Consider the following 22,093-nt stretch of genomic DNA (forward strand, 5'->3'; position numbering starts at 1 on the left):
AGGAACTCACAAACCGTCCTTTTTGATACCAAGTGACAGATCAGGATTCAGATGCCGAGGTTATTCCTTCATGGGACAACGTCCCCACCCGCCAGATCGCCGGCGAGTGGATCAAATCCGCCGAGGCAGCGAAGTGGCAGAAGAAACTGCAGCACGAACCGGCAATCGCCTGAACGCCGCGTCTTCAAACAAAGCGGTCACCAGAACACCGGTGACCGCAAACCCTATCACGCCGCCGTCGCCTCTGCCCGCGCCTCACAGCCCCTTGTAGAGACCGCCATCAACCAGCAGCGTCTGCCCCGTGATGTACGACGCACGCTCCGACGCCAGCCACACAATCGCATCGGCCACCTCCTCCGGCTCACCCACGCGCCCCAGCGCGGCCTCCCCCACCAGGCGTTCCATGTACTCACTGTCACTCACGTCCGCAGCACTCGCTCGCTTGGCCACGATCTCCATAAGCCGCTGCGTCGCCGTGTAGCCGGGTCCCACATTGTTCACCGTAATGCCGTCCCTGCCGAACTCGTTGGACAGGCTCTTCACCAGCCCCAGAACCCCCGCCCGCGCCGCATTCGAGTACACAAGGTCGTACACCGGCTGGCGAACAGAGACCGACGTAATAGTGACGATGCGCCCCCACCTCCTCCGCTGCATATGTGGCACCACCGCGCGGGCGAAATGGACGATGCTCATCAGGTTCAGCTCAATCGCCCTCTGCCACTCCTCGCCCGTCGTCTCCAGAAACATCTTCGCTGGAGGCCCGCCCGCATTCGTCACACACACATCCACCCCACCCATCCGCTCCGCCACCTGACCGACGAACCTATGCACCGCCGCCGCATCCGTCACATCCACCGGCTCCGCCAGTACCTCCACCGCATAACGCGCTCGAATCTCCTCCGCCGCCTTCCTCAGCTTCTCGCCATCGCGCGAGCACATCGCCACCCGTGCCCCCTCCGCCGCAAACCTCTCCGCAGCAGCGCGAGCAATTCCTTCGCTCGAAGCCGCAACGATCACACTTCTACCGCGAAGCCCAAGATCCAACCGTCACCCCTTCTCCGCTGTCGTCCCGCGCCGAAGATACGCATCATCGCGATCGATCCAATCCTGCCGCGGAGGATTGAAGATATCGACATCCACCGTGTCCTCCAGCGCATTGGCCTCATGCGGAACATTCGGCGGAATGCACAACACCTCCCCCGCCCGCACCACGATGCGCTCTCCCGCAATCAGGAACTCCAGCGCACCTTCCAGGATGTACGTAATCTGCTCGTTGTGATGATGGTGCAGAGGGACATTCGCGCCTTTCTTCAGCAGAACGCGCGCCACCATCACGTCCTTCCCAACTACAAACTGCCGCCCGATCAGCGGACTCAGTTCCTCCACCTCAACGTCCTTCCACCGCACGTAGGAAGGCCTATCCTTTGGGTCATCCATAACGCTCGCTCTCCTTTATCTTTGTCCCAGCCGGGATAGATCACTTACACAAGACAGACAAATCACGAGTCGTCAGGTCGAGATTGGCTTGCCCGATGTTTTGTACCAATGAGGAGTTAGTGTAGCGCGTTTATCTCTGAGTTCAGATAGCCGCCGTCTGGGGTGTGGAGAAGTGGGAAGCGCGTAGCGGTTTCCACTTCTCCATGCCCCTTGCTTGTTGCGATCATCCGGGCCGCCGGAGCTGGTGGTGTATATCCCAGCGAAGAGTGTGGTCTGACGGTGTTGTAGTGGACGCGCCAGCGTTCTGCCAGCACGCGAAGCTCTTTGATGGAGTAGAAGATCTCTCCGTTGAGGAACTCATCCCGCAGCTTCGAGTTGAAGCTCTCACAGTAGCCGTTCTCCCAGGGAGAGCCGGGTTCGATATACAGTGTCTTTGCTCCTGTGTTCGCCAGCCATTTGCGCAGGTCTTTGGCCACGAACTCGGGCCCATTGTCAGAACGTATGTGCTCGGGAACTCCTTTCCAGACCATGACGTCAGCCAGAGCGCTGATGACCTTGGCCGAACTCCAGCGCCGTTCGGCCCGTATCAGCAGGCACTCCCGGCTGTGCTCGTCGATCAGGTTGAGGATGCGCACACTGCGGCCATCGTGCGTTCGCGCACTCACGAAGTCGTAGCTCCAGACATGGTTCGAGTGTGTCGGCCTGAGCCGCACACACGAGCCATCGTTGAGCCATAACCGCCCTCTCGCCTTCTGCTTCTTTGGTACCTTCAGCCCTTCACGACGCCAGATGCGTTCGACTCGGTCCTTGCCGACCTGCCAGCCGGCTCGCTGGAGTAGCGCCGTGATCCGGCGATACCCATAGCGGCCATACTGGCTGGTAAGGGTAACAATGGCCCGAGTCAGAGCATCCTCGTCTTCACGCTGTGTCGGCCGGTAGCGCTGCGTGCCCCTGGGTTGCCCCAACAGAAGGCACGCATGCCGCTCACTGACTCCATGCTCGCAGGCACGGTTGACCGCATTGCGCCGTCGTTCAGGGCTTAGAAGTTTCCCGAGGCGATGTCCTTCAACACAAGCTTGTCCAGGCTCAACTCAGCGACCAACCGTTTCAGCTTCGCGTTCTCCTGCTCAAGCTCCTTCAACCGCTTCGCCTGATCCACCTGCAGACCGCCATACTCCTTGCGCCAACGGAAGTACGTCTGCTCCACGATTTCCGCTTCCTTGCACGCCTGCGCTGTCGTCTTCCCGTTCGCCACTGCCACTTCAATCTGACGGAGCAGGTTCACCACCTGCTCTGGCTGATACCTCTTACCTCGTGCCATATGCTCTCCTCGTTCCAGTGTGTCTCTTAGTCACTGGTACAAAGCAAGCCGGGCACTCCAGATGCATCTGGCCAGCGTCAGCGTAGCTGAACTTGCCGACCTTCAAATCGACAATGAGCAGACAGCGCAGGCGGCGGTGGAAGAAGACCAGGTCAATGCGAAACCAAGTGTCATCAATGCGAAGCCTCCGCTGACGACCGAGAAAGGTGAAGTCGTCACCCAGCTCCAACAGGAAGTCAGTGAGGTGCTCGATCAGCGACTCCTCCATATCGGATTCGGAGTATTCGTCCTTGAGGTCCAGGAACTCCAGGACGAACGGGTCCTTGATCGTCTCTTCTGGGGTAACGACATCGCTAGGCTCGGCGGTTTCGGCCTTCTCCAACATTGCTGCCTTATTTTTTGATAGGGCGATTCTTTCGTAGAACAGGCTGCTAATCTGCCGATCAAGCTGTCGAACGGACCAGCCAGCTCGGAGAGCTTCTGCCTCATAGAAAATTCGGGCCTCTGGATTCTTGACGGAGAGCAGCCGAACATAAGCAGACCAGGGCAACGGGAACTTTGTAGCCAATTCGGGCAAGGCAATAGATATTGCAGACGGTGTCTGCAGTATCTTCGATGATGGCCATGCGACGAAGAACGCACGCATTTGCATGAGGTTGCGCCATCCGAATCCTCTGCCAAAACGCGGCGTAAGGTCGCTGGCTAACCTCCGAATCAGCGCCTCTCCGTATTCTGCACGTTGCTGGCCTGCCTGCTCCGAATCAACAATCCTTCGTCCGATTTCCCAATACGTAGCAGTCATCAATGCGTTGACCGTGCGGACCGAGGCAGCACGAGCAGTGCCAAGGAGCTTGACGATCCCTTCATGGATGTCTATATAGTTTTCAGGAACGAGAGGGGCGTCATTCATTGCAATAACTCTATTCTCCTCCATAGGCTGCTTTTAAGAATGGCGCATCTCGACAGTTTCGGTCGGCCCATTCACAATCCCAAATTGTCGTTCACCGCGATTTCAATATCCTGCTCGGACCCTAGATAGCGCTCAGTCGACTGGATTGAGGAATGCCCGAGCAAGAATTTGATCTGCTCCAGATCCCCGCCGTTTTTCCGGCACAATTTAGCGCAGGTGCGACGAAGGTCGTGGGCGCCGAAGTGTTCGATCCCTATTTGTTTGGATGACTGTTCAACTATCGACCACACCGCCCAATCGCTCAAGGTGTCGCGATTGATCTTCCCGCTCTTCGAGACCGACCGGAGCAGCCGGCCATCTTTAATCTCAGCCGCGGTCATCCAGACATCGATTTCCCTTCTTCACCCAGATCGGGATGGCAACGGTACGGATCCGCCGGCCCTTCCCCTCGAGGTCCGCCAAGACCCATCGACCCTCCCTTTGCTGGATGGTCGTGACGTCGAGCTCCGCCAGTTCGTTCCGCCTGAGTGCACAACCGACCAGAAGGGCCAGGATCACATAGTCCCGCTTCCCTTTCAGGGGCGAGCGATCGGGGACGGTCAGGAGATCTTTGGCCTGCTCGCGGGTCAGCCAGTTTCCCAGCCGAGTTCCCTTCTGCCGGATGTTCGGAATGTCGGTCAGACTCGCCGCCTCCTCCTGGCCGATCATCCCGGCCCGCCGTGCTTCGCCGACCATCTTCCGTACGGCCGAGAGCCGGACATTAATAGTAGAGGGGGACAACGATTCCAGGGTCGACCTCCACTCCATCAACAGCTCCCGGGAGAGAGGTCGGCTGGCGCAGAATCGGAAGAGGTCATCTAAAGCTTTGGCGTAGTTCCGTCGGCTGTGAGGGGAGGAGACCGAGTCCAGCACCATCTTCCGGAGCAAAGTCTGGGCCGGGGTGAGGGCCAGGGGCCCCCCTTCCCTGCTTTCAGCCGGCACAGGCTGTCACTTTCAGAATTATTTGGCGTAGTTTTTCAGAGCTATTTGTCGTAGTTTTCGGAGGTTCGTTGTGACAGTTGCCTGGGAGCTGTAAAGCCATGTGACTGCAAATGGCATGACGAGTCAAACACTTAGCTGCGCGTATAGCGTCTCTGGCCTGTGCTAACGAGCGTTCGTGCTGCCCAATGTTGTTAGTCGAGCCCAGCAGAAGCGCCATATAACGCTCAAACATTACGACAAATAGCGATCAAAGCTACAGCCAAGGACAGTGCCGAGGAATACCTACGGCTTGCTAAGGAGTGTCTCCACAACAGGGACGTCATCAACGCCCTATCCCAGATCTCGGAAGGGCTTCGGTTGTCCGAAGGCCCCTTCTTTCTGGCCGTGAGGGATCAGCTTCAGGATCTGGCTGCTCAGGTCCGGAAGAAGATCGCTGCGATGACTCGCCAGGAGAATGCCCAGCTCGAGAACGAGTTAGCTCCTGTCCGGCAGCGCGGCTTTGGTGTAGTCAGAGGGGGCTTCAAGCTTTATGACAACCAAGGCAATGAGCTGAGCCTCAGCGCTACGGATGGCCGTTGGGGGAATGCAGTCCGAGCATGTTACCACCGAAGGACGGACCGCCTTGGATGATCTGAGGTAGTAGAAGTACATAAGATGCCTTATCAGTAGAGACTCTTCGAGCGACGACGGCCTGAAAAGGCTGTCGCCGCTTTCCACAATGCAGCCATTGCATCCATTTTTGTTTTCGCCTGTTCTTCGCCTATGGGTGGCGAACGCGAATCGACAACGCGGATGAGGGCGACAGGGGAGGAATGTTGTAGTTGCAAGCGTAGATCGGCATCTCCATTCCCCGGATACGAACGCTATTGCGGCAGGTGTGGACCCGGCCACCGGGTGTACATGCATTTCATGTTGCGTGACGGCTGGTACTGTCAGTTCCTAGAGGCCGACCTGAAGACGTCTCTTCCGCGCACGTTTACCTTTCGGACAGCGGCGAAGATTCGCGAGATGCATGACCGCTTCGGAGCGGATAAGAAACTGGAAGATCGCCAAGCGCTCGACTATGCAATCGAGACCGGTAGAGGTTCTATCTGGCTGAACCTGACGGAAGAACAATACATCAAACTGAAATAGCAACTCATGCATCAATACTGGATAACTGAGGCGTTCGCATGTTCTTTTGCGGTTCGTGTAGCGCTTTCTGCCTGGGGGTGGAATGAGATGTCCAGAATGTAAAGGACGGGACCTTCGCCATTCGCGATGCCGAGGATTTGATCGACTTCTGACGCTGATCTCCATTCGCCCTTTTCGTTGTATGGGTTGCGACGCGAGGTTCTACCGATACAAACTAAGCAAGCACTAGGGATCGCGGCTCTGCTACGCTTTCGCCATGGTCGAACCGTTCACTCTCACAGGCATACCCAATCTCCTGCCCGAGGGAGAGTTCAAAGGGCACCTTGAAACCATCACGTTCGTCACGAGTGACGGATACACCACACACAAATGGTGGTCTACGAATATTGGCACTTACGCGGAAGACCTCGCCAAGGTAATTCCGTCGGAAGAGGCAAATGTAATCCTTGCGAGACTGCGCGCCGGCGAGACAGTCACCTTTCCCGGATTCTGGGCCATCGATGAGATCAAGCACAGGTTCGGAGGACCAGGTAACGAATAAATGGCGACCAAGCGGAAACCACCGAAGAAGGCTGAGCCTCTCGATGTAAGCGCACGTCTCGCCGAAGCACTTGCCGAGAAGCAGCAGACGGAGAGTCACGCGCACCAAGACGCTCCGGTTGTTGGCGATATCGTTACCGTGGGAACTGGTAAGAGCGAACTGAGGATCACAAAGGTTTATGACAATGGGCAAGCGGTCGATCTGGAGTTGCCGGGCACAAACCTTGAGCGGTTCCGAGTGCCCGTTGAGGATCTGGACTTCGTGGAGCGCCAGCCCCGTAAGCCCAAAGAACCGCCGAAGCCGAAGATTGACGTCGCAGAGGTCCGCGAGCACATTGCCGCGGTCCATCACTCGATCATTGATCACATCAACGGAGAGATCGCCATTCTGAAGAAGTACCTCAAGAGCAAAGGTATTTCATCTGGATCTTTGGATGAATTCTGCAAGGCTACCGAAGCGGGTTGGAAGGATGCTGTCGAAGCTATTGAAGACGAGCTGGAGGACTAGGATCATGCAGCCCTCCTTATCTCAGTGGGCATCCAACTATCCATGGATGGTTTGGCAATACCGGTTGATGAGATTGAGCGCGCTAAACTCTGTCTTGCCAGGGCCCTCGTCGAGTTGCCGTGGAGTGTGGGGAGAATTCCACAAATCTTCGACGTAGAACATGAGGGCGCCCGTTGGGAGGTCGCCGTAAGACTCAAGGGCATAGAAGATGGTGACCTCCCCTCATTCGAGGAAAAGGACTTTACCGAGAAGCTGCCCGAATAACACTTGATCTTCAGCATCTAGCTGTGGCACTGTTCCAGCGAACAATCCCAGGATGTATCCGCGGAGGATATCGAAGATTGAGTACGGATAAGAACGCTAATTTCCTTCGCTCGAAGACGTCCACCAGAAATCAAACCTGTGACCTCTACATTGAGGATGCCGACTACCATCAGCTGACGCCAATAGTCCGCAAGACCGCCCAAGAAGCTTCTGAAATCACCGAAGACTGCATCTCCCCGAGTAATCACGGGCAGACTGTCTCGATAGACTTGGACCTTGACATATGGGAATATCGAACGGCCATTCTCAATGAGGATCTTCTTCGCTCTCGTCTCTATCTCAATGGATTGCAAGTGTCGGCCGCTACCACTAAACGCTCCGACAAACACGAGTGATAGGCTGGACCGTCAACATGTGCGGACGTTACTTCAGACGCAGCGACAAGCAGAAGATCGCCGAAGCCTTCCATGTAAAGCAGGTCGTCGACTTTCCCCTGCCGCCTTGGGACTACAACGTCGCTCCTCAGACCATGCAGCCCATCATCCGCGCTAATCGCGACACCGGCGAGCGCGAGCTTGTCCAATTGCGTTGGGGCTTGGTCCCGTTCAGCACCAAGTCCCTAGCAGACCTGAAGGGTAAATCCACCATCAACGCTCGAGCCGAAACCATTACCCGCGGTTGGTGGGCTCAGCCGTTCAAGAAACGGCGATGCCTGGTACCGGCGTCCGGATTCTACGAGTGGACGCACGATGATCCAAAGAACAAGCGCCCGTTCGCCTTCGATCTCGCCAACGGAAAGCCTATGGGTTTTGCCGGCCTCTGGGATGCCTGGAAGAATCCCACCGACGGAAGCTGGCTCCAGACCTACACGATCATCACCACGGATGCCAATGAACTCATGACAATAGTTAAGTGGAATAAAGCTTAGCTGCATGATGCTGTGTCGATGAACTCCACCATGGTGTAGAAAGGCTGCGCGTTCCCAATCGCGCTAGCGCGATTGGGAACGCGCAACGGAGGTGCCATGACTCTTCGGTTCGATCTTGAGCGTCACCATCACCTTGCCGGAGCCATTCATGCCCGTGCGTGGCTGACCATGCGAGAGCAGTTTGGCTTGGCTCCGAACACCCTCGACGCATACGCTCGTGCCGTCGATTCATATCTTGCGTTTATCGAACCCCGGGTTCACGACTGCGAAGCAAGTACGCAATCTGATGTTGCCGGTTGGATCAACGAATCACGTGCAAGAGGGCTGGCGAATTCCACCCTGATCCAGAGAGTGACCGCCCTGCGGTTGTTCTTTGAATATCTGGTTGAAGAAGGCCTGCGACCGGGGAATCCAGTCTCTCGTGGGGGCGCCTTCCGCTGTTGTGGGACGACCGTCTTTCGCACGGCCGGTCCTATTCGACGGATGCACAAGCTGCCATGGATTCCAACCGACGAAGAGTGGGAACGGCTTCTTCGCGCCACCTCGGAAGACTCCATCCGGGATCGCGCCATGCTGGCCTTGGCTTACGACGGTGCCCTCCGCCGGGAAGAACTGTGTTCCATCATGGTCAGCGATTTCGATTTTGCGCGGAAGCTGCTAACGATACGAGCGGAAACGACGAAGAATCGCAGCGGCAAGGTTGTGCCCTATTCGCTTGCCACTTCGGCCCTGCTGGGCCGATATCTCAATCGGCGGCGGACCATGCGGTGCGAGCCCGATGCCGTCTTCCTCTCGGAGTCGCCACGAAATCGCATGATGCCGATTACCTCCTATACCTGGACCAAGGTGGTCGAACGCATGGCTCTGCGCAGTGAGATCCCACATCTGACAACGCACACGATGCGACATCTGCGCCTGACGGACCTGGCTCGCGCCGGCCTTGATATGCATCACATCGCGACGCTCGCCGGTCATCGCGTGCTGCAGTCCACGCTGATCTACATCCACCTGAGCGCACGCGATCTTACCGATGCTCTCGCCAGAACCATGGGGAGCTTGGCTGCGCCTCGTCATCCATCGCTTGGACCGGAGGAGTAATGCCTAAGCTCGCAGCGGATACGTTGCCTTCCAGGCGGCTCGATCTCAGCCGCTACGATAGAACTCCTGAGTTCACACAGAGAGAGCGGTTGCGGATCGCAGCCGTTGCCGAAGGAGAATCTCTCCATCTTCGTCTCGACGACCCGCTTGCTCGTCTCCTGAACCCGCTGAAGGCATGCCTTGGCCTGACGGAGGCGCAACAGTCGCAGCACTCCCTTCTGCGGCATCTTGTAGCGGAGATGCATGCGACCCACACCGTGTTCTGGACCTGGGATGAGGAAGCGTGGACGAGTGTATACCATCGCTGCAAAGAGGCTCGCACTACAGCCAACACGTTACAGCATGTTCTCGCCATGGCGGCTCTGCTGTGTAGTGTCGATCTGCCCAAGCTGCGCAATCAGGAGCGGCGCATCCTTCGCCGCCGTTCTCTGGCGATCAAGGTCTTCGGGCGTGAGGAGGTGGACCGGTCGATCGGCAAGGTTCAGGCCGAGTTGAAGCGCCTGGGCTACACCGGATACTTCCATCTGGAAGTCCGCAACGCTCTGTGCGAGCTGTTCCTGGTCCATGGAACTGCTGACGTTGCGACCCTTACGGCTCAGTCGCTTGAAGGTCTGCGATGCCAGGAATGCGCTTACAGTCTGAAGCAGGCCACGTTCATGCTGTCTCATGCGTTCGTCGCTCTGGGGATCATGCAATCTCCGTTGCGGCCGTATGTCGCGCCGCAAGGTGTAAGCCGGCAAGTGGTACCTGGCGGGATCAGCCCGGAGTGGCTGTCGTGGTGCAATCGCTGGTATGAGACCTCAACACTACGGCCAAGCACAAGACGAAGCACCAGGTCGAGGCTGCTGGTGGTAGGTCGCTGGTTGAAGATCGTGCATCCTGAGGTGTCCCGGCCCGACCAATGGACGCGCCAGCTTGCTGCGGAACATGTGGCCGCCTCGGGAAGCTTCCGCGTCGGAGAGCTCGTCGACGACAAGCGAACAATCTACCCGGACCGGCTACTGAGCGTCGCTTCCCGGCTCGGACATATCAGCGCCCTGCGTTGCTTCTTCACCGATCTTTTGCTCTGGGAGCTTGTTCCTTACCGATTCGATCCCAAGCAGACCTTCCGCTACCCACCATCTCTCGCGCTTCTTCGTTCTCCCAACCCGCGCATCATCGCCGAGGATGTCTGGGCAAAGCTGCTGTGGGCCGGGCTCAATCTGGAGTCATCCGATCTGCTCCGTAGTACAAACTCGATGGGCCGGGTATCGGCTCCCCGGTATCCCGTCGCCATGATGCGGGCTCTGGCCCTTGTGTGGCTGTTCGCTGGCTTGAGAAAGGATGAGATCGGCCGCCTGCGTCTCGGGTGCGTTCGCCGGCACACATCACGAGATGAAGAGCTTGCCAGGGAGGGTGCCGCCGTCTGCCTTCTGGATGTCCCGGCAAACAAGACCAACGGCAGTTATACGAAACCGGTTCATGGTTTGGTACGCGAAGCGATCGAAGCATGGCAACAACTTCGTCCCGCGATGCAGGCAGTTACCGATGAAAAGACGGGAGAGGTCTTCCAGGTCCTCTTCGGCTACCGCGGAAGATCAATGGGAAGCTGCATCCTGAATCACTCCGTTATCCCGATGCTCTGCCGAAAGGCAGGTGTTCCAGACGCTGATGTTCGCGGTCCGATCACCAGTCACCGCGCCCGATCGACCATCGCGACGCAGTTGTACAACGCAAAAGAACCAATGTCGCTGCTGGCCCTGAAGGAGTGGCTGGGCCATCGCTGCGTTGCTTCCACCCAGTGGTATGCGACGGTCTCGCCCGACAAACTCACGCAGGCCTACGTCGACGCGCGTTACTTCGAGCGCAATGTTGCGGTCGTCCAGGTTCTTCTGGATCGTGCTGCAATCGAAAGTGGAGCAGCCGGTCGGGGCGAACCGTACAAGTTCATTCATCTCGGACACGGGTACTGCGCCAACCCATACTGGGCACAGTGCCAGCACCGCATGGCTTGCCAACGATGCGACTTCTACGTGCCGGGAGACTCGACGCGAGCCCAGGCGCTCGAAGCCAACACTCATAACCAGCGTATTCTGGAACAAATCCCCGTCACTGAAACGGAGCGGAAGGCGCTCGCGGGCGATCAGGCGGCGTTGCGGCAACTGATCGAGGCCAGTCCAAGGCTCGGATCAAACGCGGTCTGAACTATCCTGCGTCCGGCTTCCGCGTGATGTTCTCGCTTGGCTGTACAGCCAAGCGAGAACATCACGCCTCACATAAGCTTGACATCTCACCAATTCCACATAATGTCAGTCCACAACCGAATGCCGGTCATACTGCATGAAAGCGATTTCAACCGTTGGCTTGACAGGGAAGAGACACATCAGCCGCCCATCAATCTTCTGAGACCGTTCCCGGCTGATGAGATGGAGGCATTTGAAGTAAGCAGAGACGTAGGTAACGTGCGCAACAACTCGGCAGAATTGCTAGATGGCCTATGAACAAGCTAAGCAAGTCACTCGAATCATCGGTAAACATAAGCGGACTCATCGATACTGATCGCCAGCTACCTCCCGCATTTCTTCCCGGCTCGGAACGTTTATTCCGAGAAGTGCTTCGACAACGAGCTCCTCTTCTTTTGTAGGTTCCATCATGTCGATCCAGACGCCGTCCGCCAGTCGAGCGTGATCGGCAGTGTCTCCGAGCTTTTGCAAAAGACCGTTCTGAGACGCGGTAGATGTTTAGCATGCAATCCCCGGTGTTTTCCGCAACATTGCTAAAGTTAGCACTGACTCTAATGCTAGACCTGTATTCTGCCCTATTCGTCTGTCAATGTAACGGCGCCGAAGGATCAACCGTACGCCAAATGTCCGCACCCTCTTGGGTAACTGCCGTCAGAGATGCTGCGGAGTTGGAACAGGCGTAGATTGTAGATGCGACCGATACTGCCGGGGCCCTGCGCTGGCCGCAATATCGTCAGGAGTACTATGCATCTTCGCAATGAGGATTTCTGGCCGCTAGTGGTTGCTGCAGGATTACTGACGCTGATGCAGAACTCTGTGAGCGTATCGGCGCAGCAGGTGACTGCCAAGTCTGCAGCAACAAGCAGCAACCCGCGCAGCAAGAACCGAACCTCACGGTGGACCGAGATCCCGTAGCTTCGCCTGACCGTGATCCGCCGGCTAAGCACACACCTCAACCGCCACAGGAGGTTGGAATAGGGACGATTGAGCGGGGGGCAGGCGGGAAGTATACGCTGCGTCAGGACGCGTATGAGGTTCGGCTGAACACATCTGTCTTCAATGGGGATGGACGGTCTATCCAGACGCTGGATAAGGATGCTTTCCATGTGTATGAGGATAGCGTTCCGCAAACGATTGCCTCGTTCCGGCATGAAGATCTGCCGGTATCGCTGGGGATAGTCATCGACAGCTCAGGCTCGATGTATGACAAACGTGCGGCGGTGGAAAGGGCTGCGCTGGATTTTGTGAAGCTTTCGAACCGCGAGGACGAGGCGTTTGTGGTGGACTTCTCATGGCAGGCGTTCATCGACCAGGATCTTACGAGCGACATCAATAAGCTGCAGGATGGGCTAGGGTTCGTCAAGTCGAGTGGAGGAACTGCAATCTACGACGCGCTAGTAGCTTCGGCGGACTATTTGGCCAAAAACGCGAAGCATCCAAAGCAGGTGCTGCTACTTGTTACCGATGGCGACGATAATGCCTCGAGTACGACGCTAGAGCAGGCGATCCGGAGGATTCAGGACTTGGATGGACCGGTGATCTATTGCCTTGGGTTGCTGTTCGGGGAAGATATAGATAAGCGCGCATCGAGACATGCGCGCAGGGTACTGGAGACGTTGAGTGAGCAGACAGGCGGGGCGGCTTATTTCCCGAAGTCGCTAAAGGATGTTGACGCTATCGCAGCTGTGTTAGCGCAAGATATCCGCACCCAATATACGATTGCATATCACTCCACCAAGTCACCAACGCTGGGCGGGTACAGGCAGGTGTACGTGGATGCAAAAGCCAAGGGGTTCGGAAAGCTTTCGGTGCGGACGCGGAGCGGGTACTATCCAAAAGTCAATGCGGATACTGCTAAGCAGGGTAAACCCGACCTGAATGCTCCGGGCAAGTTGTCTGAGTGATGCGGGAACGGAGACGAATATGGATTTGGTTAGCCATTACGAGGGAGCTTGAACCAACAGCGTTCCCGTAGAGCGTCAGCTCTTCTCATCATTCGGTAGAATCAACCCCGTGATAGCCTCTTCTCGTAACCGGTCGGCACAATGGCGCCACACAGCCTCTGCCGAGGTCATTGCTCTCCTCCTGTGCGTCATGCCCGCCTTCGCCCAGGACTCCCGTGCAGTGGAATCTAATATTGCTGCTCCGCAAATCTCGCCCGCCGTGCCGGCCCAGCTTCCAGCGCAGCCAATCACCCGGCTGCAAGCCAGCGCCGGGCAACAATCCGTACCCACCTCACAACAAACCCCTGACACCACGACACCACGCTCTAGCGAGCCAGTTACAACTATTAAAGTTCAGGCCAACGAGGTAAACCTCATTTTTACGGTTACCGACAAAAAGGGCCGCTTCATTACCGGCCTAAAACGCGAGAGCTTTGGCTTGCTCGACGACGGCCGTCCTCCGGTCGCCGTCCTTAACTTCACCCAGCAGACTAATCTCCCACTCCGCGTCGGTATCATGATCGACACCTCCAGTTCGATCCGCCAGCGGTTTCAGTTCGAGCAGGATTCTGCAATCGAGTTCCTGCGCCAGATACTTCATAGCGGAGATCTCGCCTTCATCGAGGGCTTTGACATCAAGATTGACGTCTCTCAGAGCTTCACCAACGACATCACCCTGCTCAAACAGGGTATCCAGAAGCTCCGGCCCGGCGGAGGCACAGCAATCTTCGATGCCCTCCAGAAGACCTGCCACGACCAGATGCTCACCGTTCACGGCGAAGGGGCCGTCCGCCGCATCCTTATCCTTGTCTCTGACGGCGACGATAACTACAGCCGCTCTCATGCGTCGGATGCAATCAAAATGTGCCAGCGTGCCGAGACTATCGTCTACGCCATCAGCACCAATATCAGTCCGAGCAAAAGCAAGGGCGACGAGGTACTCCGCGTAATCTCCGAAGCCACAGGTGGTCAGGCCTTCTACCCCGTCCGTATCGAGGACGTAGCAACTGGCTTCCACAGAATTCAAGAGGAGCTCCGGAGCCAATACTCCTTGATCTACCGCCCGGCGAACTTCAAGAATGACGGTTCCTTCCGCACGATCAATCTCCAGGCGTTTGACCGTCGCTATAGGGTTCGCGTCCATACAGGCTATTTCGCTCCCCGGGTCTCCGACTGAAGTCTGCGCCGATCGATGTCATCTCAGGGGCCGCCTTTGGTATCAACACCAGTGCGTTAGCCAACTTAGGAGGATGCAGATGCGATTTCTGCGGGGATCGCAATCGATCCTCTGAAAACAGAGGAACGAGCTTCACTGCAACCGGCTTTACTGCAAAGTTCATAATTGTCTGTTCGTGCGCTTCCGGATGCTGTTCACGCCACAGAACGCGAAGCAGCTCCGGCCATTCCTTACTAAGCATCTGCGTCCGGGTCACCATAGCATGATGCCCAAGGCAGAGCATAATCATCAGATCCGGATTATTGTTTCCCGGCTCGCGATGATGCACCGCCAACGACCGCTTGCCGCGTTTGAGATTAGTGCAACCCGGGCCAAATCACAAGAAGGATGAGCGATGACTAAAGCACCCCCAAAACAACACCACTACGGAAAGATCGTTGTTTCTTCAGCACTTGAACGCTTAGAGAGAATAGCAGCCCTTATTGAATCATTGCCTCTCCGCTGGCCGATACTTTTTTTTGTGATCCTGTATGGCGCTGTCGCGGTAGCTACTGCGAAGACGAAACTACTGTGGGATGACGAGTTTTTCACTCTGTATATCTCAAGAGCCGGTAGTATGACTCAGATACTCGAAGCGCTGGCCACAGGCGCCGATCAACATCCCCCTCTCTTCTATTACCTTACGCATCTGTTTACCGTTGCTTTTGGCACCAGCCACCTTACGGTGCGCTTGCTGCCAATCTTCGGTTTCGGCATGATGTGCGTCTGTCTTTTCCACCTCCTCTACCGCAGAACATCTCTTCTTTGGGCGCTTCTTGGGATGACTCTTCCCCTGGCTTCCAGTGCCTTTTACTACGCAACGGAGGCACGTGGCTACGGTTCTGAGCTCGGGTTCTGTGCGCTCGCTTTGCTCGCTTGGCAACGGGTCACTTCCTCTTCGACTAACCGACCTCAATGGCTTGTGGTCCTCTTCTTTGCTTGCGGCCTTGCGGTCTCCAGCCATTACTATGCCGTGCTGTTCATCTTTGCTCTGGGCCTCGGCGAGGTGGCGCGCACTATCCAACTAAAACGCATTGATGTTTGGACGTGGCTTTCCCTTATGGGGGGCGTGGTTCCTCTGCTCGTCTTCTTCGGCACCATCCGCAGGGCCAGTGGCTATTCAGCGCACTTTTGGGCCGTCCCGATATGGGGAACCTTGATGGACTACTATCTTCAGCTTTTCGGTGGCCTCGCCAACGTTCTTGTTGTCGGCGCCGTACCGTATCTTGTCATCCTGCTCCGTTCTGAGGCTCGAGAAGAGGATTATCGCTTTGAGATTCGCCGCTTTTCTACATATGAGGTCGTGGCATGGAGCTCAATTGCCGCTATCCCTCTCTTCACGATGATACTGGCGAAGACCGTGACCCACGGCTACATAGAGCGGTATGCGATCTCCGCCATGGTTGGAGCCGTTGTTCTTCTATGCCACTTCGGATATGCCGTAGCTCCCAGACCTCGCAGCTTTGCTCTAATTCTATGTACAGTGGGACTGCTCTATTTCACCGCTCACAGTATCTGGCTGATTCGAATAAGTAGGCTCGATGTGAAGAGACTGTCCGATCACATGGCAATTCTTGAATCACATACTTCCTCGCCATTCGTCATGGCCGACATTACGAAATTTCACCAATCGTCCTTTTATGCTCCGCGAAATCAACTGCAAAACGTCGCCTACGTAGCTGATCCCCAAGCGTCAGTGGAGTACATCTTCAAGGACACCGTAGATCGCGGTCTCCTCGATCTGAGGCCTTGGTTTCCGATCAACGTGGTCCCCCGTCAACAGTTCGTCGCCGAGTACCATGATTTTCTCGTCTACAGCTATCTTGGGTCCTGGACTTGGCTCACTTACGTTCTTCTGCCCCCGCACTATCGGACTGAACTACTCGATCGGATCGATGCAAATGTTCTTCTTAGTGCTCGTCTGATAGACCGCACTCCCGCTATCAATGGCGTCTCCACTCGGCCGGTCGCCGATGCCCTGTTCAATAGAATGAGCAAGAATGGCCCGTCGCTCTGTAAACAGTGGATGCCGCATGACGACTTTTGTGACACGATTGAGAAGCAAAGACAAGAGTCAATCGAGGGAAAAAAAGCTGGCAATTCTAAGTAGGCCAACTTGTTGTATCGATAACGAAAAGGCTTTTCATTTTTCAGACACATGAGCAGCTTCTCTAGCCGCATTACGGGTCGGTGTCTTCCGGCTTGCGATAGATTTCAGAGCTCACGAGCCGACTGCCGAGTAGCGATCGGCCCTCGGTCAGTGCATTGGGGATCCATCACTGACCGAGCTTAGGAACCCGTCGACTGCTGGCCAACGGCAATGGCCTTACAGTTTCCCATATGTATGATCCGTCGCAGTGAATCGACCAAGGGACGGTGAAATTAAAAGACCGTTGCAAAGGGGATCGACGAAGAGAAGCAATAAAAGAAGGCGTGGCCCTGTTTGGCTCCACCAGGCGAAACGTGAGCAAATTCACTAACCAAGCGGCGAAGAAATCACAAATCACGTTCTAATCTATTTGTTTGTGTCCCGGCTTATGAGGCGATTTCGAAGGACTCATAAACCGTCATTTGTGAAAAGAGCGCTGACGTGTAATGCGCCATCAGTGAACTCGAATTGTGGGCGCCACACAACTGCATCGAGGTAGACCGGGGCTGCTCAACGCATCGACGTCGAGCACCAGCCCATCCCCGGGAACCGCGGCGATCGATCCCTCGCGGAACCATCAGCATTTGCCACCAATGCCTTGCTCGCGTTTCCTCTCAGCAGACGCGACCAAACTCAATCATCTAATTGACGTAAAAAGGATAATGAGGACATAATCGTTCCTAATGCAGCAAAAAAGGCATGAATACGGATGGGCACGCGTTGTCTTAGGTGCAATTCTCATGCTGTGCGTTTTATGTGCGACGACTTCCGCCGCCAGTCACACTCACCTTGCCGGTCAACAATCTGACAACGGACATTGCAGCCTGTGTATGCTGGGCGCGACACTCGTCGCTGTCGTCGTGGCTCTGGCAATCTACCTATCATGTTGTCGTGCGATGTATACGACAGGCTGCGACTCAGACCTTCCTGGCTTTGTTCAAGTGCGTGTCTATTCGATTCGCCCCCCTCCTGCGGCTTCTTTCCCCCACTAGAACCAGCCCTTCCCGGCGGTGTATGCTGCCGTGCTTTGCGGCGATTCCGCGAATTGCCGCCAGTAAACGCGTCGTTGAACCCAACGCTGGTCTTCGCTCTTCAGGTCGAGCGCTAAGGAAGTTTTATGGGAACCGCTATCTTTTCTGGAATGGACCGGGCAGCAATCGCGCGTCGTGGACGCAATCTCGAGTACTTCACTATCGCCTGGGCGGGTCTCGAAGCTGCAATCGCATTAGTCGCTGCGATCAGATCGAACAGCTTATCATTGACTGGATTTGGCATTGACTCACTCATCGAAGTTGTCTCCGGAGCCGCACTGCTGTGGAGGATGTCGCACGAGATGGACCATCGTCGGCGCCATCACGCGGAACACGTCAGCCTACGCATCGCGGGTGTCTGCTTGTTGGCGCTGGGAGCTTATGTCCTGATCGAGGCGACCTTCAATCTCTGGCGGCACCGTACTTCGGAGACGAGTTGGATCGGAGCCGGAGTCACAACTGCGGCATTGATCTTCATGCCCTTGCTATCCCGCGCCAAGCGCAAAGTGGGGCTGGCGCTCAACAGCACAGCCATGATGACGGACGCCAAACAGACAGATTTCTGCACGTATCAGGCGGCGATCGTTCTGTTTGGTCTTCTGGTTCATGCCACATTCGGCATTGGTTGGGCCGACAGTGCGGCAGCTTTGCTGCTCGTTCCCTTGCTACTGCGGGCGGGCACCCTTTCCCTGAGGGGCCGGGCCTGCTGCGCCCACCATTCCCACGTCCCTAACTAAATCGCTGAATGCAGATCGCAGTAGATGTACGAGAGACGGAAGCCTCCAACGCTTCCGTCAAATGCGCTTCCGGCCAAAATGGCCGACGCCGTACCACCTTATTTCAAGGTCTGCGGAGAAAGGCATGACCCAAGAATCGGGGTCGTCTATCCAGTAATGACGTGGGGGAAATCGTAGACAAAGAAATCGTGATCAAGATATTTAAAGCCCCTCGGCAGATGCGGCTTACGTGGTACATCGCATCCTTCAAGCTCATGAACAGCGCCGCATCTACGACACTGGAAATGATGATGATGCGCCTTTCCGGCAACCTCGTAACGTGCTGGACAGCCGGGAACTTGAACCGTAGTGAGCCATTTATCGTCGACTAGGCTGGAGATGTTCCGATATACAGTTCCTAGGCTCAACGCGTCCGCCCGCCTTTGTGCTAATGCAAGAGCCTCGTCTGGCGAAAGAGGGCGATCCGCTTCGAGGAAAGCTGCGCGGATGGCTTCTTTTTGTCGTGTTTTTCTGGTCTGGATCTCCTTAGTCATCCGAATACACCATAGACTAATAATAATTCACTCTCGTTAGGGTGCAGGCTTGAGGCTAGGTTGCTCTTCTGTTCCGAAAGTTAAGTAGAACGCGGATCGTAGACCACAACGCTGCCGTCTTCAGTAGCGACTGCCAGGTGGCCTGACGCGGTTGACCACGATAGGGCGGTGACCGGTGAGCCAAGCGAGGCTGTCATATCCGGATCGTCCCGCTTGCTTGGCTTCCAGATGGCAACCCTGCCCTCTGCGCACCCTGAGGCGAGCAATGGGCCGTCGCTCTGATAGCGCATGGCGCGCAACGGAAAGAGATGATGTTTCAGAGTCTGTGGCCTTCGCCCGGCTGGCCCTTTGCCGGAGCAATCCCACACCGTGATCTGCGGGCTGCCGGCGGTTGCGAGGTACTTCGATCGTCGGTCCCAGGTGTCACTTTGAGCGCTATTTGGCGTAAGTCTTTGGGCGCTTTGTGGCGTAAGCTCAGGTCATGCAAGAGCTCTTGGCGCTGGCGGAGGAAGACCGAGAGATTGCGATGCAGCGCTTTCGCTGGCTACAACCACACCTGGAAGAGAACAGGTCACTCCGTTTGGTGGCTGCCGAGGCGGGGGTGGCATTCCGGACTGCTCAACGCTGGGTGGCCCTGTACCGCGCTTCCGGTTTGGCGTCCTTAGCTCGCAAGACCCGACTGGATCACGGCGCACGGAAGGTTGTGTCTGACTCGATGAAGAGGGCGATCGAGGGTCTTGCGCTCGAGAGCCATCCGGTCCCGATCACCTCCGTTCACCGCCAGATCAAAGAGTATGCGGAGGCGATCGGCGACACTGTTCCAAGTTATTGGACCGTGTACGACATCGTTCGAGAGGTGCCGCCGAGCCTTCGCACCCTTGCTCACCAGGGAGCCAAATCATACGGCGAGAGCTTTGATCTGATCCATCGACGGGAAGCAAGCAAGCCGAACTCCATATGGCAGGCAGATCACGCACAACTCGACATCAAGTTGCTCAAGGAGGACGGATCGACGGCCAGGCCTTGGCTAACGATCGTGATCGACGACTACAGGACGACTACAGCCGGGCGATCGCTGGATATTACCTCGGATTTGACGCGCCTTCTTCCATCAGAACCTCGCTTGCTTTGCGGCAGGGGATATGGCGTAAAGGGCATCCGCACTGGAAGATCTGCGGCGTGCCCGACATCCTCTACACAGACAACGGCACCGACTTTACGTCCAAGCATCTTCAACAGGTAGCCGCTGACCTCAAGATCCGGCTGGTGTTTTCGATACCGGGTAAGCCTCAGGGCCGCGGCCGTATCGAGCGGTTCTTCCGGACGGTCAACGAGATGTTCCTCTGCGATCTCGATGGCTATATCCGTCATAAGAAGCGTGCCCCGAGCCTGTCCCTGGACCAGTTTGACGAGCGGTTTGGTCACTTCCTGCTTGAGATCTACCATCGGCGCTCGAACGCCGACGGACGGCTCCCCCCTTCTGAGCGCTGGGAGGAAGGAGCGTTTCTGCCCCGCATGCCAGAATCGCTTGAACAGCTCGACCTCTTACTCATGCACGAGGTGCGTGCCAGGAAGATTCGCAGAGATGGAATCCATTTCCAGGGATTGCGCTATCTGTCACTCACCTTGGCTGCTTACGTCGGAGAGGACGCAACGATCCGCTTCGACCCAAGGGATATGGGCGAAATTCGTGTGTTCTATAGAGACCGCTTCTTGTGCAGAGCAATCTCCGCTGAGTTGGCTGGAGAGACCATCCCGCTGCGAGATGTCATTCGCGTCCGCAATCAACGCCGAAAGGAACTGCGGTCGATCCTCCACGACCGCCAGAAGATGGTCGACACTCTTCTGCAACTGAAACAAGGGCCAGCCTTGGAGGAAAGCCATGTACCCGTCCCAGTCCCCGCCAGCCCCACGGTCCGCATCAAGCGATACCGCAACGAGTGATCCGGCCTTTGTGGAGACGGTCGAGCATCGTCGCTTCGTGGAGTTTTGTGACGCCTGCCGTGAATTTCGCTATATCGGGCTCTGCTACGGAGCTCCCGGGATTGGAAAAACGCTTTCGGCGTTGCAATATAGCCGTGCCGAGATGATCCTCAAAGCTCATCGTGAACCCGCAGAGTCGCGTGATCAGCTGCCTATTGACACTGTGCTCTACACCACCGAAGTTGTAAACACTCCAGCGAGAGTTCAGTTCGAGATTCGGACCACTCGCGAGAGGCTTAAGGAGGTGGCTCTTCGTCCCATTCACCAGGAAGCCACCGAGACTCTCGATGCAATTCGCCTACGGGACCAGGCGAAACGCGCAGAGATCCTGAACAAGCCGGGCTGCTCACCTTGTGATCGACCTGCGGTCGATCCTACTTACTTCCAAATTTTCGAGCATTTCCAGGCGCTCAAGAGAGCCGTGCCTGATCCAACGACTCTGATCCTCGTGGATGAAGCAGACCGATTGCACATGAACAGCCTTGAAGCCATCAGGTCCATCTTCGACGATGGGGGTATCGGCATGGTGCTGATCGGCATGCCCGGCATCGAAAAGAGGGTCGCTCGCTTCCCTCAGTTCTATTCGCGGATCGGCTTCGTCCATGAGTTCCGTCCCCTAGACGAAGCGCAGATGACGAGACTTCTGAACGAACGGTGGTTGCCGGCTGGAGTGAGACTTCCTGACGCAGTACTCGCTCCCGACGTGATCGCCACCCTGATCCGGATGAGCGGAGGAAATTTCCGGCTGCTCACCCGTCTCCTAACTCAAGTCGAGCGCATCCTTAAGGTCAATCAGTCTGAGATCGTCTCTAAAGAGATTGTCACCGCAGCAAGAGACAGTCTCGTCATCGGACAAGTCTGAACTCGAGAGTACGGCCCCTTACGCCAAATAGCGCTCAAATATCTACGCCATATTGCGATCCAAGCTACAGAGGCCTATATCACTACGATATTGACCTCTCCAGATAGCTCTAACTCCTCTAAGGCAACCCATAGGTTATGTGGTGGTGGGCCGAGCCAAAACATTCTATGACTCTGCGAATAAGCCAAACCACCTTTATGAATTACTTATGGGCCTTATGAGCTCGATCAACTTCAGCTCATCGGCATGCCTGTACACGAGTCTAGCGCGCTGGAGCGACTGATCCGCATGGATCT

General features: G+C 56.3%; 25 protein-coding genes and 1 pseudogene. 18 read left to right on the forward strand and 8 right to left on the reverse strand.

The annotated features are described in order from the left end of the window. The first annotated feature begins 32 nt into the window (after positions 1 to 32). The gene (locus BDD14_RS32065) at positions 33 to 173 is read left to right on the forward strand and encodes a hypothetical protein (RefSeq protein WP_165420302.1); all 141 of its coding nucleotides are present in this window, start codon (positions 33 to 35) and stop codon (positions 171 to 173) included. Positions 174 to 255: 82 nt separating this feature from the next. Here the strand turns inward: BDD14_RS32065 and BDD14_RS26185 are convergent, their stop codons facing one another. The 6 genes from BDD14_RS26185 to BDD14_RS33870 all read right to left on the reverse strand — a co-directional run bounded on the left by BDD14_RS26185 (position 256) and on the right by BDD14_RS33870 (position 4,649). Then, positions 256 to 1,044, reverse strand: coding sequence for an SDR family oxidoreductase (locus tag BDD14_RS26185; protein WP_130423743.1), 789 nt, complete (start codon positions 1,042 to 1,044; stop codon positions 256 to 258). Between the two features lie 3 nt (positions 1,045 to 1,047). Further along, positions 1,048 to 1,437 carry a cupin domain-containing protein gene (locus tag BDD14_RS26190; protein ID WP_130423745.1) on the reverse strand — a complete coding sequence of 130 codons (390 nt, stop codon included), beginning with the start codon at positions 1,435 to 1,437 and terminating at the stop codon, positions 1,048 to 1,050. 116 nt (positions 1,438 to 1,553) lie between these two features. Then, a protein-coding gene (locus BDD14_RS26195; RefSeq protein ID WP_130420958.1) for an IS3 family transposase occupies positions 1,554 to 2,758 on the reverse strand; the annotation gives its coding sequence in 2 pieces (ribosomal slippage) (positions 1,554 to 2,491 and positions 2,491 to 2,758; 1,206 coding nt in all). Beyond that, positions 2,745 to 3,668 carry a PDDEXK nuclease domain-containing protein gene (locus tag BDD14_RS26200; RefSeq protein WP_130423747.1) on the reverse strand — a complete coding sequence of 308 codons (924 nt, stop codon included), beginning with the start codon at positions 3,666 to 3,668 and terminating at the stop codon, positions 2,745 to 2,747. The genes BDD14_RS26195 and BDD14_RS26200 overlap by 14 nt, the downstream gene beginning before the upstream one ends. A 71-nt stretch (positions 3,669 to 3,739) precedes the next feature. After that, positions 3,740 to 4,048 (reverse strand): site-specific integrase, encoded by a 309-nt coding sequence (locus BDD14_RS33865; RefSeq protein WP_278045536.1) that lies wholly within the window; start codon positions 4,046 to 4,048, stop codon positions 3,740 to 3,742. After that, entirely contained in the window at positions 4,035 to 4,649 is a 615-nt protein-coding gene (locus tag BDD14_RS33870) for a tyrosine-type recombinase/integrase (protein ID WP_278045537.1), read from the reverse strand. Before BDD14_RS33870 ends, BDD14_RS33865 begins: the two co-directional genes overlap by 14 nt. Positions 4,650 to 5,006: 357 nt before the next feature. On the opposite strand from BDD14_RS33870, the gene BDD14_RS26210 reads away from it, so the two are divergent. From BDD14_RS26210 to BDD14_RS26275, 14 genes are all read left to right on the forward strand, one after another. Continuing rightward, the gene (locus tag BDD14_RS26210) at positions 5,007 to 5,279 is read left to right on the forward strand and encodes a hypothetical protein (protein ID WP_130423749.1); all 273 of its coding nucleotides are present in this window, start codon (positions 5,007 to 5,009) and stop codon (positions 5,277 to 5,279) included. A 270-nt stretch (positions 5,280 to 5,549) separates the two neighbouring features. Then, the gene (locus tag BDD14_RS26215; RefSeq protein ID WP_130423751.1) at positions 5,550 to 5,783 is read left to right on the forward strand and encodes a hypothetical protein; all 234 of its coding nucleotides are present in this window, start codon (positions 5,550 to 5,552) and stop codon (positions 5,781 to 5,783) included. Between the two features lie 256 nt (positions 5,784 to 6,039). Beyond that, on the forward strand, positions 6,040 to 6,324 hold the full coding sequence (locus BDD14_RS26220) for a hypothetical protein (RefSeq protein WP_130423753.1): 285 nt from the start codon (positions 6,040 to 6,042) through the stop codon (positions 6,322 to 6,324). Continuing rightward, positions 6,325 to 6,831 (forward strand): hypothetical protein, encoded by a 507-nt coding sequence (locus BDD14_RS26225; RefSeq protein ID WP_130423755.1) that lies wholly within the window; start codon positions 6,325 to 6,327, stop codon positions 6,829 to 6,831. 51 nt (positions 6,832 to 6,882) lie between these two features. Next, complete coding sequence (locus BDD14_RS26230; RefSeq protein WP_130423757.1) at positions 6,883 to 7,095, forward strand: hypothetical protein; 213 nt, start codon at positions 6,883 to 6,885, stop codon at positions 7,093 to 7,095. Positions 7,096 to 7,507: 412 nt separating this feature from the next. Next, complete coding sequence (locus tag BDD14_RS26235; RefSeq protein ID WP_130423759.1) at positions 7,508 to 8,023, forward strand: SOS response-associated peptidase; 516 nt, start codon at positions 7,508 to 7,510, stop codon at positions 8,021 to 8,023. 96 nt (positions 8,024 to 8,119) lie between these two features. After that, positions 8,120 to 9,121, forward strand: coding sequence for a tyrosine-type recombinase/integrase (locus BDD14_RS26240; protein ID WP_130418409.1), 1,002 nt, complete (start codon positions 8,120 to 8,122; stop codon positions 9,119 to 9,121). Continuing rightward, positions 9,121 to 11,304, forward strand: a complete 2,184-nt coding sequence (locus tag BDD14_RS26245; RefSeq protein WP_130418408.1) for a tyrosine-type recombinase/integrase — start codon at positions 9,121 to 9,123, stop codon at positions 11,302 to 11,304. The genes BDD14_RS26240 and BDD14_RS26245 overlap by 1 nt, the downstream gene beginning before the upstream one ends. A 102-nt stretch (positions 11,305 to 11,406) precedes the next feature. Next, on the forward strand, positions 11,407 to 11,601 hold the full coding sequence (locus BDD14_RS26250) for an SOS response-associated peptidase family protein (RefSeq protein ID WP_130423761.1): 195 nt from the start codon (positions 11,407 to 11,409) through the stop codon (positions 11,599 to 11,601). A 486-nt stretch (positions 11,602 to 12,087) separates the two neighbouring features. Next, the gene (locus tag BDD14_RS33330) at positions 12,088 to 12,258 is read left to right on the forward strand and encodes a hypothetical protein (protein ID WP_242618294.1); all 171 of its coding nucleotides are present in this window, start codon (positions 12,088 to 12,090) and stop codon (positions 12,256 to 12,258) included. Continuing rightward, on the forward strand, positions 12,240 to 13,247 hold the full coding sequence (locus BDD14_RS26255) for a VWA domain-containing protein (protein WP_242618295.1): 1,008 nt from the start codon (positions 12,240 to 12,242) through the stop codon (positions 13,245 to 13,247). Before BDD14_RS33330 ends, BDD14_RS26255 begins: the two co-directional genes overlap by 19 nt. Positions 13,248 to 13,356: 109 nt before the next feature. After that, on the forward strand, positions 13,357 to 14,463 hold the full coding sequence (locus BDD14_RS26260; protein WP_242618296.1) for a VWA domain-containing protein: 1,107 nt from the start codon (positions 13,357 to 13,359) through the stop codon (positions 14,461 to 14,463). A 616-nt stretch (positions 14,464 to 15,079) separates the two neighbouring features. Then, on the forward strand, positions 15,080 to 16,612 hold the full coding sequence (locus BDD14_RS26270; RefSeq protein WP_165420304.1) for a glycosyltransferase family 39 protein: 1,533 nt from the start codon (positions 15,080 to 15,082) through the stop codon (positions 16,610 to 16,612). 1,156 nt (positions 16,613 to 17,768) lie between these two features. Further along, positions 17,769 to 18,419, forward strand: coding sequence for a cation efflux transmembrane domain-containing protein (locus BDD14_RS26275; RefSeq protein ID WP_130423767.1), 651 nt, complete (start codon positions 17,769 to 17,771; stop codon positions 18,417 to 18,419). Positions 18,420 to 18,565: 146 nt separating this feature from the next. On the opposite strand, the gene BDD14_RS26280 is transcribed toward BDD14_RS26275, so the two are convergent. Beyond that, a complete protein-coding gene (locus tag BDD14_RS26280) occupies positions 18,566 to 18,952 on the reverse strand; it encodes a Fur family transcriptional regulator (RefSeq protein WP_130423769.1) in 387 nt (128 codons plus the stop codon). Between the two features lie 80 nt (positions 18,953 to 19,032). Then, positions 19,033 to 19,320, reverse strand: coding sequence for a WD40 repeat domain-containing protein (locus BDD14_RS26285; protein ID WP_130423771.1), 288 nt, complete (start codon positions 19,318 to 19,320; stop codon positions 19,033 to 19,035). A 158-nt stretch (positions 19,321 to 19,478) separates the two neighbouring features. Here BDD14_RS26285 and BDD14_RS33335 point away from each other — a divergent pair. The 3 genes and pseudogenes from BDD14_RS33335 to BDD14_RS26300 form a co-directional block, all read left to right on the forward strand. Further along, positions 19,479 to 19,613, forward strand: a pseudogene (locus tag BDD14_RS33335) (helix-turn-helix domain-containing protein); the annotation flags it as partial. A gap of 296 nt (positions 19,614 to 19,909) precedes the next feature. Next, the gene (locus tag BDD14_RS26295; protein WP_242618297.1) at positions 19,910 to 20,896 is read left to right on the forward strand and encodes a Mu transposase C-terminal domain-containing protein; all 987 of its coding nucleotides are present in this window, start codon (positions 19,910 to 19,912) and stop codon (positions 20,894 to 20,896) included. After that, positions 20,835 to 21,797: an AAA family ATPase gene (locus BDD14_RS26300; protein WP_130423777.1), complete on the forward strand. Its 963-nt coding sequence runs from the start codon at positions 20,835 to 20,837 to the stop codon at positions 21,795 to 21,797. The genes BDD14_RS26295 and BDD14_RS26300 overlap by 62 nt, the downstream gene beginning before the upstream one ends. The last annotated feature ends 296 nt before the right edge of the window (positions 21,798 to 22,093 follow it).

The sequence above is a fragment of the Edaphobacter modestus genome, assembly GCF_004217555.1.
In the GTDB taxonomy this organism is placed as follows: domain Bacteria; phylum Acidobacteriota; class Terriglobia; order Terriglobales; family Acidobacteriaceae; genus Edaphobacter; species Edaphobacter modestus.